Here is a 19,195-nt window from a genome sequence, read left to right as displayed (position 1 = left end):
CCGGTTCACATCAGTCGAAAACGATGCCCTGAGCCAGCGGCAACTCGCGGGAGTAGTTGACGGTATTAGTCTGCCGGCGCATGTAGGCGCGCCACGAATCGGAGCCGGACTCGCGCCCTCCACCGGTTTCCTTCTCGCCACCAAATGCCCCGCCGATTTCCGCACCGCTGGTGCCGATATTGACGTTGGCAATACCGCAATCGCTGCCCGCGGCACTCTGGAAAGCCTCGGCTTCGCGCAGGTCAGTGGTGAAAATGCACGACGACAGCCCCTGAGGTACTTCGTTGTTGAGGCGCAAGGCTTCTTCGAAGTCGTCGTAAGCCAGCACGTAGAGAATCGGCGCGAAGGTTTCGTGACGCACGACTTCGCTCTGGCCAGGCATTTCGGCGATGGCCGGTGTGACGTAATAGCCGTTCGGGTATTTGTCCTGCAACTGACGCTCGCCACCGAACACCTGACCGCCCTCGTCGCGCGCCTTGGTCAGCGCATTCTGCATGGCCGAAAATGCTTGCTGGTCAATCAGCGGACCGATCAGATTACCTTCACGAGGATCACCGACACGCACCTTGGCGTAGGCCGCTTTAACCCGGGAAAGCACTTCGTCCTTGATTGAGCGATGCACAATCAGACGACGCAGCGTGGTGCAGCGCTGACCGGCAGTGCCCACGGCGCTGAACAGAATGCCGCGCACGGCCAGGTCCAAATCGGCGCTGGGGGCCAGAATCATCGCGTTGTTGCCGCCCAGCTCCAGGATGCTGCGCCCGAAACGGGCAGCAACACGCGGACCGACTTCGCGGCCCATACGGGTGCTGCCGGTGGCGCTGATCAGTGGCACGCGCGGGTCATCGACCAGCGCTTCACCGGCGTCACGATCACCGATCACCAACTGCGCGAGCGCTGCGGGTGCATCGCCGAAAATCTTCAGCGCCTTGTCGAACAGCGCCTGGCAGGCCAAGGCGGTCAGCGGAGTCTTTTCCGAAGGCTTCCAGATCACCGGGTTGCCGCAGACCAGCGCCAGCGTGGTGTTCCAGGCCCAGACCGCAACCGGAAAGTTGAACGCGCTGATCACGCCGACCACACCCAGCGGGTGCCAGGTTTCGCGCATGTGATGACCGGGACGCTCGGAGGCGATGGTCAGGCCGTACAACTGACGCGACAGACCGACGGCAAAGTCGCAGATGTCGATCATTTCCTGCACTTCACCCAGACCTTCCTGAGTGATCTTGCCGGCCTCGACCGATACCAGTTCGCCCAGATCAGCCTTGTGCTCACGCAGCACTTCACCAAAGATCCGCACCAGCTCGCCACGGCGCGGTGCCGGTACTGTGCGCCACTTCAGAAACGCGCTGTGGGCGCTGTCGATGCGCGCCACGACCTGCGCCTTGCCTTCAAGCGTGACCGAGGCAATCTGGCTGCCATCAATCGGGGTGTAAACCGGATAGTCCCCTTGTGTGTGGGCACTGTTCGCCACGCCCAGACGTGCTAATAACTCGGCAACCATGTTGATTCTCCTGTCATGGAAACGGTGGAAATCACTGATGAACCCAGTATTGATCCACTCGGGGCTGACCCACAAACGACGTTTTTGAAAAACATGATTCCTTTTAGGAATGAACTGCCTGCCATTAACAGCAACGAAAGCCGCTACATCGGGAATTATTGGAATGACCCGGTGATTTTATTTCGTTTGCGAGCGTTGCCCGATGTTTGTTTGGATAAGGCCATCATGATCCCCCGAAGTCAGGTCCAGGCCGATGAGCGAACACATCAGCGAATCCATTTCGTTTGTCCACAGCATAACGTTGTCCCACGGCCGCAATGCCGAAGTATGGGACACCACCGGCAAGCGTTACATCGACTTTGTCGGCGGTATCGGCGTGCTCAATCTGGGGCATTGCAACCCTCAGGTGGTCACGGCCATTCAGGATCAGGCGGCAAAGCTGACCCACTATTGCTTCAACGCTACGCCTCACGATCCGTATATCCGCTTCATGCGGCAACTGACGGAGTTCGTACCGGTGAGTTACCCGCTCAGCGGCATGCTCACCAACAGCGGTGCGGAAGCGGCGGAAAACGCCTTGAAGATCGTACGTGGCGCGACGGGCCGCACGGCTGTGATTGCCTTCGATGGCGGCTTTCATGGCCGAACACTGGCAACCCTGAACCTCAATGGCAAGGTGGCGCCCTATAAACAGAAAGTCGGCGTGCTGCCCGGCCCGGTGTTTCACATTCCGTTTCCCAGCAAGGACAACGGCGTGACCACCGAGCAGGCGCTCAAGGCACTGGAGCGACTGTTCAGCGTAGAGATCGATGTCAACGATGTGGCCTGCATCATCTTTGAACCGGTGCAGGGCGAAGGCGGTTTCCTGGCCATGGAGGCGGATTTCGCTCAGGCGCTGCGAGCGTTCTGCGATGAACATGGCATCGTATTGATCGCCGACGAAATTCAGTCCGGTTTCGGCCGTACCGGGCAGCGCTTTGCGTTCAGCCGCCTGGGCATCGAGCCGGACCTTATTCTGCTGGGCAAAAGCATCGCAGGCGGCATTCCGCTGGGCGCCGTGGTCGGTCGCAAGCATTTGCTCGACAACCTGCCCAAGGGCGGGCTCGGCGGCACCTATTCCGGCAACCCGATTGGCTGCGCTGCGGGCCTTGCCTCGCTGGCACAAATGACTGATGCCAATTTGTCTACCTGGGGTGAACAGCAGGAAAACGCCATTGTCTCGCGCTACAACGCTTGGCAGGCAGGCAAGCTGTCGCCTTACCTGGGCAGGCTGACCGGCGTAGGCTGCATGCGCGGTATCGAACTGATCACAGCGGATGGCGAGCCAGGGACCCGGCAGCTTGCCGACCTATTGGCCTCAGCGAGGGACGCTGGCCTGTTGTTGATGCCCAGCGGCAAGTCGCGGCACATCATCCGCCTGCTGATCCCGCTGACCATCGAGCCCGATGTTCTGCACGAAGGGCTGGATATTTTCGAGCGTTGCCTGGCAGCGCTGGCTTGAACACGTACGGAGAAACCATCCTGATGAGCACTGCACGCTTTGCCGACCCGGACCAGATCCGCGCGGGCTTTTCTCGCGCCATGTCGCAGATGTACCAGCACGAAGTGCCGCTATACGGCACGCTGATGGGGCTGGTCAGCGAGGTCAATGCGCAGGTCATGAGCCGCGACAGCGAGGTGCTGAACAGCCTGCGCCAGACCGGCGAGATCCAGCGGCTGGACATGGAACGCCACGGTGCGATCCGCGTCGGTACGGCTGAGGAACTCGCCACCCTCGCCCGCCTGTTTGCGGTGATGGGCATGCAGCCGGTGGGTTATTACGACCTGACCGAAGCCGGTGTGCCGGTTCACTCCACAGCTTTTCGTGCCGTGCATGAACAGGCGTTGCAGGTCAGTCCGTTTCGGGTGTTCACCTCACTGCTGCGCCTGGAACTGATCGAGAGTGACAGCCTGCGCGAGTTTGCCAGTCAGGTGCTGGCCAAGCGCAGAATCTTCACGCCCGGTGCCCTGGCGTTGATCGACAAGCATGAGACAGACGGCGGGTTGAGCGAGCCCGACGCTGCCGAGTTCATTCAGCAGGCGCTGGAAACCTTTCGCTGGCATAACACGGCGACGGTCTCGCTTGACGAGTACCAGAAGCTCAATGTCCAGCATCGCCTGATCGCTGATGTGGTGGCATTTCGAGGTCCGCATATCAATCACCTCACCCCGCGCACGCTGGATATAGATGCGGTGCAAAGCGGCATGCCCGGCAAAGGCATCACGCCCAAGGCCGTGGTTGAAGGGCCACCGCGTCGCCAGTGTCCGATTCTGTTGCGCCAGACCAGCTTCAAGGCGCTTGAAGAACCCATTACGTTCATTGGTCAGGGGGGCAGTCAGTCGGGCAGTCATTCGGCACGCTTCGGCGAGATCGAACAGCGCGGCGCAGCCCTGACGCCCAAGGGTCGCGCGCTGTATGACAGGCTGTTGAACGAAGCTCGCGACGAACTGGGTGAGTTTCCCAACGAAGCCAACGCCGTGCGCTATGCAGAATTGCTGGAAAAGGCATTTCAGGCTTTTCCGGACAATCATGATGAAATGCGCACGCAGGGGCTGGCCTACTTTCGCTACTTTCCGACTGAATCAGGCATTGCCGAGCGTGCATCCGGCAGCCTGGAGCAGCTTGTGGAAGCAGGTCATGTGCGTTTCGAGCCGCTGGTGTATGAAGACTTTCTGCCAGTCAGTGCGGCAGGCATCTTCCAGTCCAACCTGGGGGACAACGCGCAGGCGCATTACGCGACGAATTCGAACCAGCAGGATTTTGAGCGGGCGTTGGGGCGCAATACGCTCAACGAACTGGAGTTGTATGCGGACACCCAGCGGCGCTCGCTGGAGGAATGCGCCAAGGCGCTTGAGCTGAGCAGTCCCGCTTACTAGTGGGAGCAACCAGAGCTGCATGCCTGCGCAGAGCGCCAGCACGATAGTTAAGATGATCGTTCCTCACGCTCTGCGTGGGAATGCAGTTCGCTACGCTCTGCGTCGCAAAAGAGGACGCAGAGCGTCCGGAACGGCATGCGGCTCGGAGCGTCGCACGATAGTCACTTTCAAGGGCCGTGTAGCCCTTTCTGTGTTCTGTTTAACGCAACGATAAATAAAATTCGCAATATTGGTGTGCAACCTCGCGCTATGCATACTGCGATTGCGTGTGGACAGCAAAGTGCCGTATTCAAAGGCTCATCCCTTCAAATAACGCACCCTGTAATCCCCTTGCAAAGGCTCGAAGCAGCCTGGGTCCGGATCACGTTCAGACCTCATAAAAATACTCTGCCGGATAACGGCCTCCATGACTTCATGGACTTTCCAACGCTGCCCTGGCGCCTCATCGCGCCGACCTGAAAAACAGAATAACGATTGATAAGGCCTGAAAAAGGCCATTCAGCAGGCAAGGGGATCACCATGCAAAACTCACACGCTGCAGTGTCGGGCGACAATCAGGCCGTTTCATCGACGGTGAAGCTGTATCTCTGGGCCGCCGTTATCCTGATCATTGCCGAGATGATCGGTGCCGTCAGTATCCCGCTGGGCCCAGGCAAGGTGGTGCTGCTACCGATGGTATGGGCGCTGTTGCTGGGCGCGATGGTGGGTATCGCCAGTCGCCGCCTGCCAGGCAGCATCGGTATCGATCACGGCATCCAGCTACGCTCGGCCTCGATCCTGCAACCCGCCCTGCTGATTTTCATTGCCAAACTCGGTCTCGTCGTCGGCGGCTCGCTGCCGGTAGTGTTCGCCTCGGGATGGGCGCTGGTGTTTCAGGAGTTTGGTCACTTTGTCGGCACCGTGGTGCTCGGCCTGCCGGTCGCACTGCTGCTGGGCATCAAGCGTGAGGCAATCGGCGCGACGTTCTCGGTTGGCCGCGAGCCCAGTCTGGCAATCATCGGCGAGCGCTACGGCATGGACTCCCCGGAAGGCCGCGGCGTACTGGCCGAGTACCTGACCGGCACCCTGTTCGGTGCGCTGTTTATTGCCATCGTTGCCGGCTTTATCGCCAGCCTGGGGATCTTCCATCCCAATTCGCTGGCGATGGGCTCGGGCATCGGCTCGGGCAGCATGATGGCTGCTGCAGCCGGTGCAATTGCCGCGCAGCAAACACCGGAAGTCGCCAAGGAGGTCATGACGCTGGCGGCGGCATCAAACCTGATCACCACCACCATCGGTACTTATTTCACCCTGTTTATCTCCCTGCCACTGGCAGTGTGGGGCTATCGGGTGCTGGAGCCGCTGATCGGCCGCACCACCAAGGCGTCCATGACTGATGAAGGCCTGCGCCACAGCGATGTGTCACTGGAAGTTCCGGAACTGGGCTGGGCGGGCAAGATCAGTGCGTGGCTGGCCGCCGGTGCACTGGCGCTGATTGCCAATTATGTCGGCTACAAGACGCTGTCGGCCGATGCATTCACCGGCATGGGTATCATGATTTTCTGTGCCTTCGTCGGCGAAGCGCTGTGCAACCTGATCCGTCGCAAGATCCCGGCAGTGTGCATGGTGTCGCTGGTGGCGATGTTCCTGACTTCACCGGCCTGCCCCTGGGCGGCCGAGATTGCCCGGATGACCAGTTCGATCAACATGCTGGCGGTCATTACCCCGATGCTGACCTTTGCCGGCCTGTCGATTGCCAAGGACCTGCCAGCCTTCCGCCGTCTGGGCTGGCGAATCGTGCTGGTATCGTTCCTGGCCAACTTCGGTACCTTTATCGGCGCCGTGCTGATTGCAGAGATGTTTCATTGATTCTGGAGCGGACTAGATCACTGCTTCGTTCACCAGCCAGTCATGCACGGCGCGGCGTGCCGGAGTAGAGAGCGCCCCTTCGCGATAGGCCAGGACGTATTTCTTCCTGGCCTTGATCGGATGCCCGAACGGCACAATCAACAAGCCTTGCTCCAGTTCGTCGGTAATCAGCGCCTTGCGGGCAATGGCCACGCCCATGCCCATGCGCGCGGCGTCGATGGTCAGGTGGTTGCGGTTGAAGGTGTGACCACGGCGCACGTCGATACCATCAGCGCCGATGGCGGTCAGATAAAACTCCCACTCAGCGTATTCATAGCTGCCGCGCCAGGCAGTGATGTCATGCAGCAACGGAAAGTGCACCAGCTGGCTGGGCGTATCGAGTGGCGGCTTGCCCACCAACAGGCTTGGCGAACAGACCGCAAACAGCTCCTCTTCCAGCAATGGAGTGGTCGACAGCCCCGGATAGCTGCCGTCGTTCAGGTCGATGGCCAGATCGAAATCGTCATCGCGCAACGACCCGCTGCTGTCTTCGGCAATGATCCGCAACTGGATGTCCGGAAACGCTTCCTGCAAGCGTGGCAGGCGCGGCATCAGCCATTTGCTGAGGAATGAGGGGATGCAGCGCAACTTGAACACTCCGCCGATGCGCCCGGAATACAGCAGACGCAGCTCTTCACTGATACGGCTCTGCACCTCGTTGGCGACCACCGCCAGACGCTGGCCTTCGGCGGTCAGCTCCAGCCCGCGCCCGACCCGGTGAAACAGCGCGAAGCCCAGGCGCTCTTCAAGCTGGCGCATCTGCTGGCTGATCGCGCCAGGAGTGACGTGCAGCTCTTCGGCGCACCGGGTGAAGGAAAGATGTCGGGCTGCGCAGGCGAACACCTGTAACCAGGCGTGCATCTGTGCGTTGAAGATTCTGCTCATTGAAGAGTTCCGCTAAAGCGTTGCATAGCAACAATCGTTTGTCGTTTCGACAGCCGAAGCCAAAGATGAGTAACAGAAAAAGGGGAATACCAAATTCCCGTGCATCATCTCACCTGAAGGACCTTCGTGATGGCTATCAGCGTCTTCGACATGTTCAAAATCGGCATCGGGCCGTCCAGTTCTCACACCGTCGGGCCAATGCGCGCCGGGGCACTGTTCGTGACCGAGCTGCGCAACCAGAACCGGTTGCACAGCGTAGAACGGATCGAGGTGCGATTGTACGGCTCTCTGTCGGCCACCGGCATCGGACACGGCAGCGATCGCGCAACAGTCATGGGCTTGATGGGCGAATGGCCGGACCAGATCGACCCTGGCCAGGTCAACCAGCGCATCGACGCGCTGCGTGCCGATAACCAGCTGATGCTGGCGGGCGAGCAGGCCATCACCTTCGTCTGGGAGCGGGACATGTGCCTGCTCAATGAAAACCTGCCGTACCATCCCAACGGCATGACGCTGTGCGCCTACGGCAAGACCGGTGAAGTTTACGAGCAGACCTACTATTCGGTGGGTGGCGGCTTTGTGATCGATGCCGAACAGGCAGCCAGCGGCGTGCTGGACAACGACACTACTGTTCTGCCTTACGACTTTTTCAGTGGCGCGCAGTTGCTGAAGCTGTGCAAGACCCACGGCATGAGTATTTCCGAACTGATGATGGCCAACGAGAAGGTATGGCGCAGCGAGGAAGAAATTCGCGAGAAAATAATGGTCATCTGGGCCGCGATGCGCGCCTGCGTCGACAAGGGCCTGCTTGAAACCGGCATCCTGCCCGGCGGGTTGAACGTGCGCCGTCGCGCCTACCGCCTGCATCAGAGCCTGCAGAACCTCGATAACCCGAACGTGATCGGCTCGACCCTGAGCGCCATGGAGTGGGTCAACCTGTTCGCCCTGGCGGTCAACGAGGAAAACGCCGCGGGCGGGCGCATGGTGACTGCGCCCACCAACGGCGCGGCGGGTATCGTGCCTGCGGTGCTGCATTACTTCATGAAGTTCAAGCCTACGGCCAATGATGACGACGTGGTGCGTTTCTTCCTGAGCGCTGCTGCGGTCGGCATTCTGTGCAAGAAGAACGCGTCCATTTCCGGTGCCGAAGTGGGTTGTCAGGGCGAAGTAGGATCGGCCTGCGCAATGGCCGCCGCTGGCCTGGCGGAAATTCTCGGTGCCACGCCCGAACAGGTGGAAAACGCGGCGGAAATTGGTCTGGAACACAACCTGGGACTGACCTGCGACCCGGTTGGCGGGCTGGTGCAAATCCCTTGCATCGAGCGCAACGCGATTGCTGCCGTGAAAGCAATCAACGCTGCACAAATGGCGCTGCGCGGCGACGGCGAGCACTTCATCTCGCTGGACCACGCCATCCGCACCATGCGCGATACCGGCGCGGACATGCACGATAAATACAAGGAAACTTCACGCGGCGGGCTGGCAGTCAATCTGATCGAGTGCTGATCGGCTCAGGCGTTTACTGATTCAACAGTGCCGAGCCCGAATAGAAGATTCCGCCCAGCGCGATCAGCAGCAAGGTCACGCTGGAGGCGACTTCGATCTTGCGCTTGTACTTCAAGGCCAGCTTCTGACGCATCAGGAAGATGTAGGCAAACAGGATCGACAGGTCAATGATGATCCACAGCAACGACAACAAGGCAATGCTGCCCTTGAACGATTCGGTGACGTGAATGAACTGCGGGAAAAACGAGACGAAGAAGATGATGTCCTTCGGATTGGAAATCCCCACCAGAAAACCGGTCACCAGCCCGCTGTGCCTGCTACGCGCAGGCAACGGCGCTGGCGCTGCTTCAGGCGGCGTCGGGGCGTAACGCAACGCCTGTTCCAGCGCCTGCATCGACAGATAGGCGATGAAGAAACAGCCCACCAGGCTGATCCAGTTGAGCATGCTTACGCTCACCGACAGCGTGCCCGTCAGAATCAATGCCGCGACCAACACCAACACCAGTGATGCCCAGTTGGTGCCCAGCGCCGTCAGCATCGCGCGTTTCGGCCCGCACGCCAGGCTGGTATTGACGATCAGTGCCACCACCGGACCAGGGGTGATGATCAGCATGAAGACGCTGAACATGTAGATCAGCAGCAACGATATATCCATGGGTACTCAACGCTCGTTCAAATGGTCAGTCTTGTCGACTTTGATATGCAGAGGACAACGGGACAGTGAAAGCCCGCCTTCTTCATACAGTTGGTATTGCTTCCATTCCAGGCTGCTACGGTCGCCGAAAAAACCCAGCGTGTCGGGTACCACGCCGTTGTTGTAATCGGCGATTCGCTGGCGAATCTTTTCCCTGACCTTGCGACCACTTTCCGTCTCGGCGCTTGCCACCTCGTCAAAGTTCTCCCGAGGGTTGACCACAAACACAATGTGCCCACCCAGCGAACGGCTTTTCATCGCGCTGTGACGGGGAAAGCTCATGTTGATGAACATCGGCAGTCCGGCGAAGTGATAGGTCCACTCGAACACTTCAGGGTCTGTGCAGGCTTTGGCCGGCCAGGGCGTTCGGTCACCGTCATGTAAATGCTGCAAGGTGGCCCACGCATAGGCCTGCTCTTCGGCCAAGGTGTTGAAATCGGTTTTCTCGAAAATGACAATCAACGGGTTGAACAGGCGATCTTCAAGTGGCGTGTCATTAACGAACTTTACGTACGCTTCCATGCCGTCACGTAGCGCTTGTTGCTCATTCTCACAGGGGATGAACAGCAGCAGACAGCTTCCGGACTTGTTGGCACGGCGGCCAAACAGACAAGGAAAGCCCTTGTCACTCAGCACCTGCTCGAACTGCCTGTAAGCCTGAACCCTCCAGCCCATTTCCAGGGCGGTGTCACTTTCCAGCAAATGTCTTACAACAGATTGGCGTAACAGCTTTTCGGACTTGGGCAGCATATTCCCTCACGCACGCAGCAGATAAGAACACCGCCTTATTGTTTGATTTTTACGACAGTGGACGAGCCGGCGATTCTGACCGGAGACGCGTGCGCGGAAAAATGGAAAAAGGTGTAACCTACTATGACAAATAATCATGGTTAGTTATCACATGACTGAACGTATACCGCCTCTTTACGCGCTGAGAGCCTTTGAAGTCGCGGCTCGATCATGTTCATTTACGCGTGCTGCGCAGGAACTCTCCCTTACCCAGAGTGCCATCAGTCGTCATATTCGTACCCTGGAAGAAACCCTTGGCTGTCGATTGTTCGAGCGCAATGGCCCGCGGCTTTCGCTCAGTGACGAGGGCCGGCGGCTGTCCAGTCAACTCAAGATCGGCTTCCGGATTATCGAGGACGCCTGCCAGCCATTCCGGGGTCAGGGCGCGAATCTGCGCCTCAAATCACCGTCCACCCTGACCATGCGCTGGCTGCTGCACGCGCTGGAGTCTTTCAAAAAGCCTGCGCCCGCCCTGCCGGTACAGCTCTCCAGCGTGTGGATGGACTTTGATAGCGTGGACTTCTATTCGGAGCCTTTCGACTGCGCGATTCTGCTGGGCAATGGCAGCTTTGGTGCCGAGGTGGAAACCTGCAAGCTGTTCGATGAGTGGCTGATTCCGATCTGCTCGGCAGACACGTTAGGCGACCAGCCGTGGGGAACAGAGAGGCTGCAGGCTGCGGAACTTATCCATCCTTCCAGCGACCGCCGCGACTGGCGGCGCTGGCTGAGCCGGATGGACCTCTCTGGTCAGGTGACGTTGAGCAAAGGCAAGGTGTTCGACACCCTTGATCAGGGCATTACCGCTGCAGTCAGAGGGCACGGTGTGTCGATTGGCGATCTGTTTCTGGTCGCTGATGACCTGAACGAAGGTCAGGTCTTTCTGCCGTTCAACTCGGCGGTTGGCACCGGAGATGCCTATTACCTGGTCTGGCTGCAGGACAGCTTCAAGCGCCAGCGAGTACTGGAACTGCGCGACCACCTGCTGACCTGCCTGCCGGACATATCCGGTATTGCAGTGGAGTTGCTCGCGGCACCTTGAAGGAGTCCGTTCCCGGTGGGAGTGAGCTTGCTCACGAAGAAGCCGGACAACCCCATAAAAAGGGCGTCTGGACCATTGCCTTCGTGAGCAAGCTCACTCCTACGGCATAGTATGCAAGCCATTCAACTCAGCGGCAGACACTGCTCCACCAGCGATGTCCAGACCGCCACACCCGGTTCGATCACCTGGTCGTTGAAGTCGTAATACGGGTTATGCAACGCCGCCGACGGTTTCTCGCCATCGACGCCCATCCAGATGTACGCACCCGGGCAGGCATGCAGCATGAAGGCGAAGTCTTCGGAGGCCATCGACGGGTTACAGCCCCACTGCACGTTGGCCTCGCCGACTGCGGAGACTGCTGCACGACGGATCGTGGCTGCTGCTTCGACATGGTTTTCGGTCACCGGGTAGCCGACGTTGTAAACCAGTTCGCCGCGCACGCCGAAGGCCGTCGGCAAACGCTCGACGAACTCGCCGATCAATCGCTGGACCTTTTCCCGCACAGGGGTTTGCAGGCAACGCACGGTGCCACGCAGCGTGGCGGTTTCCGGGATCACGTTGATCGCCTCTCCGGCATTGAACTGAGTGATGCTGACCACCGCCGAGTCGAGCGGTGACAGGCGCCGGGAAACAATGGTTTGCAGCCCCAGCACCAGCTCGGCTGCGGCCACGATCGGGTCATTGCCCTTGTCCGGCATGGCCGCATGGCTGCCCTTGCCAGTCAGGGTGACTTCGAAGGTGTCCAGCGATGCCATCATCGGCCCTGGATTGATGACCACCTTGCCAGCAGGCACGCCCGGCCAGTTGTGCAAACCGTAGATCGCTTCCATCGGAAAGCGCTCGAACAGACCGTCTTCGATCATCCGTTGCGCGCCGCCGAGGTTTTCCTCGGCAGGCTGAAAGACAAAATGCACCGTGCCGGCAAACCGGCGGGTTTCCGACAGGTGCCGGGCGGTGGCCAGCAGAATTGCCGTGTGGCCATCGTGTCCGCAGGCGTGCATGCAGCCCTTATGGGCCGACTTGTGCACGCTGTCGCCCAGCTCCTGAATAGGCAGGGCGTCCATGTCGGCGCGAATGCCGATGGTCGGGCCGTCGCCATTGCGCAGGGTGCCGACCACGCCAGTACCGCCCAGACCGCGGTGCACCTGAATGCCGAAGCTACTCAGCAGATCAGCCACCTTGTCCGAGGTTTTCAGCTCCTGAAACCCCAGCTCCGGCGCAGCGTGGATCGTGCGGCGCCAGACAGTTGCTTCGTCGATCAGTGTCTTTGAAATGGGCATGTACTTACTCCAGACTCGCGCCGTAGCCAAAACTGGCGGCAGGCTTGGCGGCGGTTTCGACCCAGACGCTTTTCACTTCGCTGTACTCGCGCAGTGCATCCAGGCCGGAAGAACGGCCATAACCACTTTCACCATAGCCGCCAAACGGCGAGCTGACGTGGATAGTCTTGTAGCCATTGACCCAGAACGTCCCGGCACGCACCTGTCTGGCAACGCGATGGGCACGCCCGACATCACGGGTCCAGACGCCACCGGCCAGGCCAAAACGGCTGTCGTTGGCGATGCGGATCGCGTCTTCTTCATCCTTGAACGGAATCGCTACCACCACCGGGCCGAAGATTTCTTCCTGCGCACAATGCAGCTCGTTGGTGCCCGCCAACACCGTCGGGTTGACGTAATAACCCGGCTTGTTCGGGATCGGATCAGCCTGCTCGCCAACCAGTCTTGCGCCGTCTTTCAATGCGCGCTCGACCATGCTCTTCACATGGTTGTACTGCTTGGCATTGTTGATCGGGCCGATCTGGGTGTCCGGGTCGCCGGGGTCGCCGACCTTGAACTGAGTCGCCGCCACCGCCAGAGCGTTGGTGAACTTCTCGAAAATCGATTCCTGCACCAACAGCCGTGAGCCGGAGACACAACTTTGCCCGGCACCGGAGAAAATCGCCGCCTGAGCGCCACGCAAGGCCACTTCCAGATCCGCATCGTCGAATACGATGTTGGCTGACTTGCCACCCAGCTCCAGCACCGCGGGAATACAGCGCTGCGCCGCAGCCACGGCGATATGCCGACCGGTCGCTGGCGAGCCGACGAACACCACTTTGCGGATGTCAGCCTTGGCAATGAACGCCTGGCCGATGGAATGGCCGAAACCGGCAATCACGTTGACCAGCCCTTTCGGTACGCCCGCGCGCTCAATCAGCACACCGACCATCAAAGAGCTCAGCGGCGTCAGTTCCGACGGTTTGAGGATGACTGCGTTACCCGCCGCAATCGCCGGGGCGATCTGCCAGCCGCAGGTGAAGATCGGCGCGTTCCACGGGGTGATCTGCAACACCGTGCCCAGCGGTTCGTAGGTCACGTAGTTGAGGTGGGTGGTCGGCACCGGGATGATTTCGCCATGCAGCTTGTCTGCCCAGCCGGCGTAATACTCGAACATCTCGGCTACCTTGAGCACTTCAACGCGGGCATCGCGGATCGGCTTGTTGGCGGTCAGGGATTCGATCTGCGCGAGGTTTTCCAGTTCTTCACGAATCAGATTGCCTACCTGATACATGGCGCGACCCCGCGCCTGAGCGGTCAGCGCCCACCATTGCTGCTGCGCAGCCTTGGCCGCCTTGTCGGCGATGTCGACCAACGACTCGTCAGCGTCCGGAAAGCTCAGCAACAGGCTGTCGTCATGGGCATTGCGCACTTCAACCGGCGCGCCATGGCCTTCAATGAACTGGCCGCCGACGTAGCTGGCAATGACACTGCGATCGCCCCAGTAAGGACGCATCAGTTCAAGAATTTTTGCAGTGCTCATCGCTTATTCTCCATGACCGTAAAGTTTGCCATCGGTGCGTTGCACGATGGCGCAGAAGTCTTCGTTGTCCGCCAGGGTTTCACTGCTGGCCTGCCACAATTGCGCGACGACGCGCGACAGCGGCAGGTCCATGTCGAGGCTGTCCGCCAGATCGCTGGCCAGGCCGACGTCCTTGCGCATCAGGCCCATGGTGAAACCCGAGTCATAGGCCTTGTTGAGTACCCAGGTCGGGAACATCACTTGCGTGGCACCACTGCGTCCCGAGCCGGCATTCAGGCCCTGCAGAAGTTTTTCCGGATCGACACCTGCACGCGCGGCCATCGCCACGGCTTCGGCAGTGCTGATCAGGTGGCAGGCGGCGAGCATGTTGTTGGCGATCTTGGCCACATTGCCTGCGCCGCACTGGCCGACGTGCACGCGTGTGCCGCTCATTCCTTCCAAAATCGGCATGGCGCGCGCAAGATCGGCATCTTCAGCGCCGATGACCATCGACATGGTGCCGGTAGCTGCGCCTTTCGGGCCGCCCGAGACAGGTGCATCGATAAAGGCAATGCCGGTTTTGGCCAGTTCGGCGGCGACCTTACGGCTCATTTCCGGTGTTGATGTGGTGGTATCGACCACGATCAAGCCCTTGCGACCGAACTCGCTGATACCGCCCGCACCAAGGCACACCGACTCCACATGCTCGGCCTTGGGCAGCGACAGGATCAGAATATCCACGCCTTGAATCAGTTGTTTGCGGTCGGCAACCGGCTTGACGCCTTTGCTTTCAGCCTGGGCCAACGCAGCCTGCGACAGGTCGAAGCCGCTGACATCAAAGCCCTTGCCCGCCAGCGTGGCAGCCATGCCGCCGCCCATGTTGCCCAATCCGATCACACCTGCTTTCAAAGTCATGTCTGCATCCCGGTCAAAGGTTTTGTACGAATTCGAGAACGACGCTGCGAGCCTTGTCGGCGAGCAATGTGCTGATGATCCGAGTATGGACAGCGCTCTCACCTCTCAGCAATAATCCTCAAATCGAATTTATGTTGCCTTTAGCGCAACACAGAGCCTCTACAGGAGCCTTATGAGCCTGGTGCAAGATCGACGCATCCTGTATTTCTTCGAAGCCGTGCGGCTGGGCAGCGTCAGGGCTGCCGCCGACTTCCTCAACGTCGCGCCCTCGGCGGTCAGCCGCCAGATCGCGCAACTGGAACAGGAGCTCGGCTCGCCATTGCTCGAGCGCCATCGCCGAGGGGTCAAACCCACTGAAGCAGGCGACAAGGTGCTGGCCTACTACCGCCAGCGACTGACGCAGCAGGAGGTCCTGCTGGATTCGATCCAGGCGCTGAAGGGCCTGCACAGCGGCTCGGTGACATTGGTGTCCGGAGAAGGTTTTCTTGAAAGCCTCGCCCAGCCGCTGGCCCGGTTTTCCGAGCTGTACCCGCGCATCGAACTGCTCGTGAACGTTTGTGGCAGTAACGAGGTGATTCGCCAGGTGGTGGAGGACGAAGCGCATATCGGCCTGGTCTTCAACCCCGCTGCCGACCCGAAAATCCGCTCTCACGCCCATCAACGCAAGCCAGTGTGCGTGATCACCGCACCCGATCATCCGCTGACGCAAGAGCAGGCTCCGATAGAGCTGCGGGCACTGGAACACTACCGTGTCGCGCTGCCTGCTGTGTCTTATGGCATTCGCCAGATTCTTCTGCAGGCCGAACATCAACTGGGTATTACAGTGCAGCCGACACTGACCTGCAGCACCTTCGCCATGCTCAAGCATTTCGCCATGCAGGGTGGCGTCACGTTGTTGCCGACCTTTGTTGTGGAGGAGGAGATAAAGGCCGGAAAACTGCGCGCCCTGCCCTTGCAGCATGAGGTGTTCAGCAGCCCGCAGACGCATTTGATCAGCCGTCTGGGTCGGCAGCTCAGCGTCGGTGCCAACCGCCTGATGGGCATGCTGTTGCAGGACATGACGGCGTTTCGCAATTGACCTACCGTTAGTCCCGCTTCGACCAATCGCGCTGAACCAACAAAATCCTCATGGTTCATCTTCAGTACGGATCAGAACTTCTGCTGCCATCGAGGATTAATCATGAGAGCTTTGACTTACCACGGCGCGAACAGTGTGAAGGTCGACACAGTGCCGGACCCGGAAATACAAGAAGCTGACGACATCATTTTGAAAGTCACCGCGACCGCAATCTGCGGCTCTGATCTGCACTTGTATCGCGGCAAGATACCCACGGTGGAACACGGCGACATATTCGGCCATGAGTTCATGGGCATTGTCGAAGAGACTGGCCCGGCGGTCACCGCTGTGCAGAAAGGTGATCGCGTAGTGATCCCTTTTGTGATTGCTTGCGGCAGCTGCTTTTTCTGCAACATCGACCTGTTCGCAGCCTGTGAAACCACCAACACCGGGCGCGGCGCGATCATCAACAAAAAGTCCATTCCGCCAGGGGCAGCACTGTTCGGTTTCAGTCATCTGTATGGCGGCATTCCCGGCGGTCAGGCTGAGTACGTGCGCGTGCCAAAGGCCAATGTCGGCCCGTTCAAAGTGCCGGGCACACTGGCTGACGAGAAGGTTCTATTCCTTTCCGACATCTTGCCCACTGCCTGGCAGGCGGTAACCAATGCGGGCATCGGCCAAGGTTCGAGCGTTGCCATCTATGGCGCTGGTCCAGTGGGTCTGATGAGCGCCGCATGCGCGAGAATGCTCGGCGCCGAGAAGATATTCATGGTCGATCACCATCCGTATCGCCTGGCTTATGCGCAGAAAACCTATGGTGTGATCCCGATCAATTTCGATGACGACGATGACCCGGCCGACACCATCATCCGTCAGACAGCTGGCATGCGCGGCGTGGACGGTGTGGTCGATGCAGTCGGTTTCGAAGCCAAGGGCAGCACCACCGAAACCATTCTGGCCACGCTGAAACTGGAAGGCAGCAGTGGCAAGGCATTGCGTCAGTGCATCGCAGCGGTAAGGCGTGGCGGCGTAGTGAGCGTACCGGGCGTTTACGCAGGGTTTATCCACGGTTTCATGTTCGGCGATGCGTTCGACAAAGGCCTGACGTTCAAGATGGGCCAGACCCATGTCCATCGCTTCATGCCTGAACTGCTCGAGCACATCGAAGCCGGACGACTCGAACCGGAAGCCATCATCACCCACCGCATGTCGCTGGAAGATGCTGCGAAAGGTTACAAGCTGTTCGACAAGAAGGAAGAGGATTGCCGCAAGGTAATTCTGACTCCGGGCAACAACACCATTGTGGTGCCAGACGCCACGACAGAAGCGCTGATTGCGGGTGGCGTGCCGGCCATGTAAGGCGCACCCTTGGTGCTCAAGATCGGACGCAGAGCGTCCAGAAGTGTGCTACCACGCGGAGCGTGGGAGTGATCGCCACACGCTCCGTCGCTAGAGAATGCGGAGCGTCCAGAAGATAGTGGTCGTTGAGACTATCGTTCCCTACGCTCCAGCGTGGGAATGCCGTTCTGGACGCTCTGCGTCCGATTTTTGTGCCGCGGAGCATCACCCAAAGCGTGTGTCAGTGCATTTGCGGACGCACATTTTATCGGCTCAGGTAGGCAAATCGCCCTTTGAACGGTTTGCCGATGGGGTCGGCAAGGTCGCCGTGTTTGCTGGTACTCAGCCCAAGGTCCACCAGCGACTCTGCCAGTTTCACCGCCGCCGCCACGCCGTCGATCACCGGCAGACCAATCGCTTCACTCAATTGCCTGCCCAAATCCGCCATCCCGCCGCAGCCCAGTACAATGGCACCTGCCCCCTCTTCATCGCGCGCACGGCGAGCCTGTTCGGCCATGCACTCGATCAGTTCGGGCCCGCTCTCTTCCAGCGCCAGTACGGGTAGATCGATACAACGTACCGAGGTGCACAGTTCGCTGAAGCCATAGCGCTGCAACAGGTGCTCGGCGATGATCCGAGTTCGGGTCAGCGTGGTGACCACTGCGAAGCGGGTGGAAATCAGACTGGCCATATGGAAAGCCGCTTCGGCAATGCCGATAACAGGTGCGCTGGCGTACTCGCGGGCTGCCAGCAGGCCAGGATCGCCGAAACAGGCGATGATGTGCGCGTCGACCTGTTGCTCACGGCCTTTGCGTATCTCTTCCAGCACGCCAAGGGTCGCTATCGCTTCGTCAAAATGGCCTTCGATAGACACCGGGCCATCATCGGGACTGCACGCAAGAATCTGCGTACCGGGGCGTGCAATGGCTTGCGCCGCGAGGCCAATCTTGTGGGTCATGGCTTCGCTGGTGTTGGGGTTGATCACTTGAATACGCACCGGAACTCCTTCAGCGCCGTTTGAAAATGCTATGAAAATCTACTGTCTCGCTCACCGGTGCATCTACATTCAGGCTGGCGCGGATACGGCGCAGATGCTCGGCCATCCACTCGCGGGCCTGTTCGCCCTGCCCGGCCTCGAGCAAGGTCAGCAAGTCAACGTGCTGACCACAATCACAGCCGACGCTGCGCCGCGAACCGTAAACCGCCACGATCAGCGAAGAACGCGTAGTGAGCTGCGCGACTTGCTCGGTCAATACCTGATTGCCCGCCAACGCGCTCAATTGCACATGAAATCTGGCCGACAACTGAATAGCTTCGCTGTGACGCCCGGCGTGTTGCGCCTCATGTTCCTGTTCACAGAGCGCACGCAGTGATTCCAGACGCTGACCGCCTGCCCGTGCGGCGATATCGGCCATCAGCGCGGGTTCGATCAACTGCCTGGCACCCAGCACATCCTGCGCTTCCTGCGCCGACGGTTGCGCGACCTCTGCGCCGCGCTTGGGACGCAAGGTCACCAGCCGTTCCAGGGCCAGGCGCTGCAAGACCTTGCGAATGCCGGTCCGGCTGATCTCGAACACTTCAGCCAATGCGTCCTCGGGCAAACGCGTGCCTGGCGCAAGCCGGTGCTCGACGATTGCTTCCAGTACGTGCTGATAAATTTGCTCGTCGCGGCCTTTTTCATCGGCAGCGGGCGTCAGGAACAAGGGAGCGCTGGCAGGTCGAGTCATGGTTTCAGATCACTTTTTCGGTACAGATCGTATACAGGAATAGTGCCCGATGTACCACTTGATGAATAGCGCTATCTAAGCCGCCAAGCAACGCCTATGGGCTGGGCAGCCTGCAAAATCGCACCGAAAATGGGCCATTGCGCTCCGTTAGTGTGCGCTT

At 59.6% G+C, this 19,195-nt stretch carries 16 protein-coding genes; 7 read left to right on the top strand and 9 right to left on the bottom strand.

The window, feature by feature from the left end:
* Nucleotides 1-10 precede the first annotated feature (10 nt).
* Complete coding sequence (locus RYC18_RS05700; RefSeq protein ID WP_005781933.1) at nt 11-1,501, bottom strand: aldehyde dehydrogenase family protein; 1,491 nt, start codon at nt 1,499-1,501, stop codon at nt 11-13.
* 253 nt (nt 1,502-1,754) lie between these two features.
* Between RYC18_RS05700 and RYC18_RS05695 the strand changes: the two genes are divergently transcribed.
* The 3 genes from RYC18_RS05695 (at nt 1,755) to RYC18_RS05685 (ending at nt 6,265) form a co-directional block, all read left to right on the top strand.
* The gene (locus tag RYC18_RS05695; protein WP_054994697.1) at nt 1,755-3,002 is read left to right on the top strand and encodes an aspartate aminotransferase family protein; all 1,248 of its coding nucleotides are present in this window, start codon (nt 1,755-1,757) and stop codon (nt 3,000-3,002) included.
* Between the two features lie 23 nt (nt 3,003-3,025).
* On the top strand, nt 3,026-4,417 hold the full coding sequence (locus tag RYC18_RS05690) for a VOC family protein (RefSeq protein ID WP_316884097.1): 1,392 nt from the start codon (nt 3,026-3,028) through the stop codon (nt 4,415-4,417).
* Nucleotides 4,418-4,936: 519 nt separating this feature from the next.
* Nucleotides 4,937-6,265, top strand: coding sequence for a DUF3100 domain-containing protein (locus RYC18_RS05685; protein ID WP_005746337.1), 1,329 nt, complete (start codon nt 4,937-4,939; stop codon nt 6,263-6,265).
* A 12-nt stretch (nt 6,266-6,277) separates the two neighbouring features.
* Here the strand turns inward: RYC18_RS05685 and RYC18_RS05680 are convergent, their stop codons facing one another.
* Nucleotides 6,278-7,189 carry a LysR substrate-binding domain-containing protein gene (locus tag RYC18_RS05680; protein WP_002554369.1) on the bottom strand — a complete coding sequence of 304 codons (912 nt, stop codon included), beginning with the start codon at nt 7,187-7,189 and terminating at the stop codon, nt 6,278-6,280.
* 129 nt (nt 7,190-7,318) lie between these two features.
* Between RYC18_RS05680 and RYC18_RS05675 the strand changes: the two genes are divergently transcribed.
* On the top strand, nt 7,319-8,695 hold the full coding sequence (locus RYC18_RS05675) for an L-serine ammonia-lyase (RefSeq protein ID WP_004664394.1): 1,377 nt from the start codon (nt 7,319-7,321) through the stop codon (nt 8,693-8,695).
* A gap of 13 nt (nt 8,696-8,708) precedes the next feature.
* Here RYC18_RS05675 and RYC18_RS05670 read toward each other — a convergent pair whose 3' ends face one another.
* Complete coding sequence (locus RYC18_RS05670; RefSeq protein WP_005781925.1) at nt 8,709-9,350, bottom strand: LysE family translocator; 642 nt, start codon at nt 9,348-9,350, stop codon at nt 8,709-8,711.
* A gap of 6 nt (nt 9,351-9,356) precedes the next feature.
* A complete protein-coding gene (locus RYC18_RS05665; protein WP_005733792.1) occupies nt 9,357-10,139 on the bottom strand; it encodes a YqcI/YcgG family protein in 783 nt (260 codons plus the stop codon).
* A 151-nt stretch (nt 10,140-10,290) separates the two neighbouring features.
* Here RYC18_RS05665 and RYC18_RS05660 point away from each other — a divergent pair, with 151 nt between their 5' ends.
* On the top strand, nt 10,291-11,217 hold the full coding sequence (locus tag RYC18_RS05660) for a LysR family transcriptional regulator (protein WP_032638651.1): 927 nt from the start codon (nt 10,291-10,293) through the stop codon (nt 11,215-11,217).
* A 122-nt stretch (nt 11,218-11,339) separates the two neighbouring features.
* On the opposite strand, the gene RYC18_RS05655 is transcribed toward RYC18_RS05660, so the two are convergent.
* Genes RYC18_RS05655 through RYC18_RS05645 form a run of 3 tightly spaced genes read right to left on the bottom strand, consistent with a single transcriptional unit; the run spans nt 11,340 to nt 14,913 of the window.
* Nucleotides 11,340-12,497: a M20 aminoacylase family protein gene (locus RYC18_RS05655; RefSeq protein WP_057405045.1), complete on the bottom strand. Its 1,158-nt coding sequence runs from the start codon at nt 12,495-12,497 to the stop codon at nt 11,340-11,342.
* A gap of 4 nt (nt 12,498-12,501) precedes the next feature.
* Nucleotides 12,502-14,019 (bottom strand): aldehyde dehydrogenase family protein, encoded by a 1,518-nt coding sequence (locus RYC18_RS05650; RefSeq protein WP_316884087.1) that lies wholly within the window; start codon nt 14,017-14,019, stop codon nt 12,502-12,504.
* A gap of 3 nt (nt 14,020-14,022) precedes the next feature.
* Nucleotides 14,023-14,913: an NAD(P)-dependent oxidoreductase gene (locus RYC18_RS05645; protein WP_004660684.1), complete on the bottom strand. Its 891-nt coding sequence runs from the start codon at nt 14,911-14,913 to the stop codon at nt 14,023-14,025.
* Between the two features lie 172 nt (nt 14,914-15,085).
* Between RYC18_RS05645 and RYC18_RS05640 the strand changes: the two genes are divergently transcribed.
* Together RYC18_RS05640 and RYC18_RS05635 are read left to right on the top strand one after the other, a co-directional pair.
* Nucleotides 15,086-15,991, top strand: a complete 906-nt coding sequence (locus RYC18_RS05640; protein WP_002554377.1) for a LysR family transcriptional regulator — start codon at nt 15,086-15,088, stop codon at nt 15,989-15,991.
* A 102-nt stretch (nt 15,992-16,093) separates the two neighbouring features.
* Complete coding sequence (locus RYC18_RS05635) at nt 16,094-17,329, top strand: zinc-dependent alcohol dehydrogenase (protein WP_316884079.1); 1,236 nt, start codon at nt 16,094-16,096, stop codon at nt 17,327-17,329.
* Between the two features lie 244 nt (nt 17,330-17,573).
* Here RYC18_RS05635 and RYC18_RS05630 read toward each other — a convergent pair whose 3' ends face one another.
* Both RYC18_RS05630 and RYC18_RS05625 read right to left on the bottom strand, forming a co-directional pair.
* Nucleotides 17,574-18,305, bottom strand: a complete 732-nt coding sequence (locus RYC18_RS05630; RefSeq protein WP_002554379.1) for an aspartate/glutamate racemase family protein — start codon at nt 18,303-18,305, stop codon at nt 17,574-17,576.
* A 10-nt stretch (nt 18,306-18,315) separates the two neighbouring features.
* Nucleotides 18,316-19,035: a GntR family transcriptional regulator gene (locus RYC18_RS05625; RefSeq protein ID WP_005754903.1), complete on the bottom strand. Its 720-nt coding sequence runs from the start codon at nt 19,033-19,035 to the stop codon at nt 18,316-18,318.
* Nucleotides 19,036-19,195: the final 160 nt, after the last annotated feature.

It is taken from the genome of Pseudomonas syringae group sp. 247E2 (assembly GCF_032587795.1).
Lineage (GTDB): Bacteria > Pseudomonadota > Gammaproteobacteria > Pseudomonadales > Pseudomonadaceae > Aquipseudomonas > Aquipseudomonas amygdali.
Note: the sequence above shows the minus strand (reverse complement) of the source record. Positions and strands in the feature narration are given on the sequence as shown.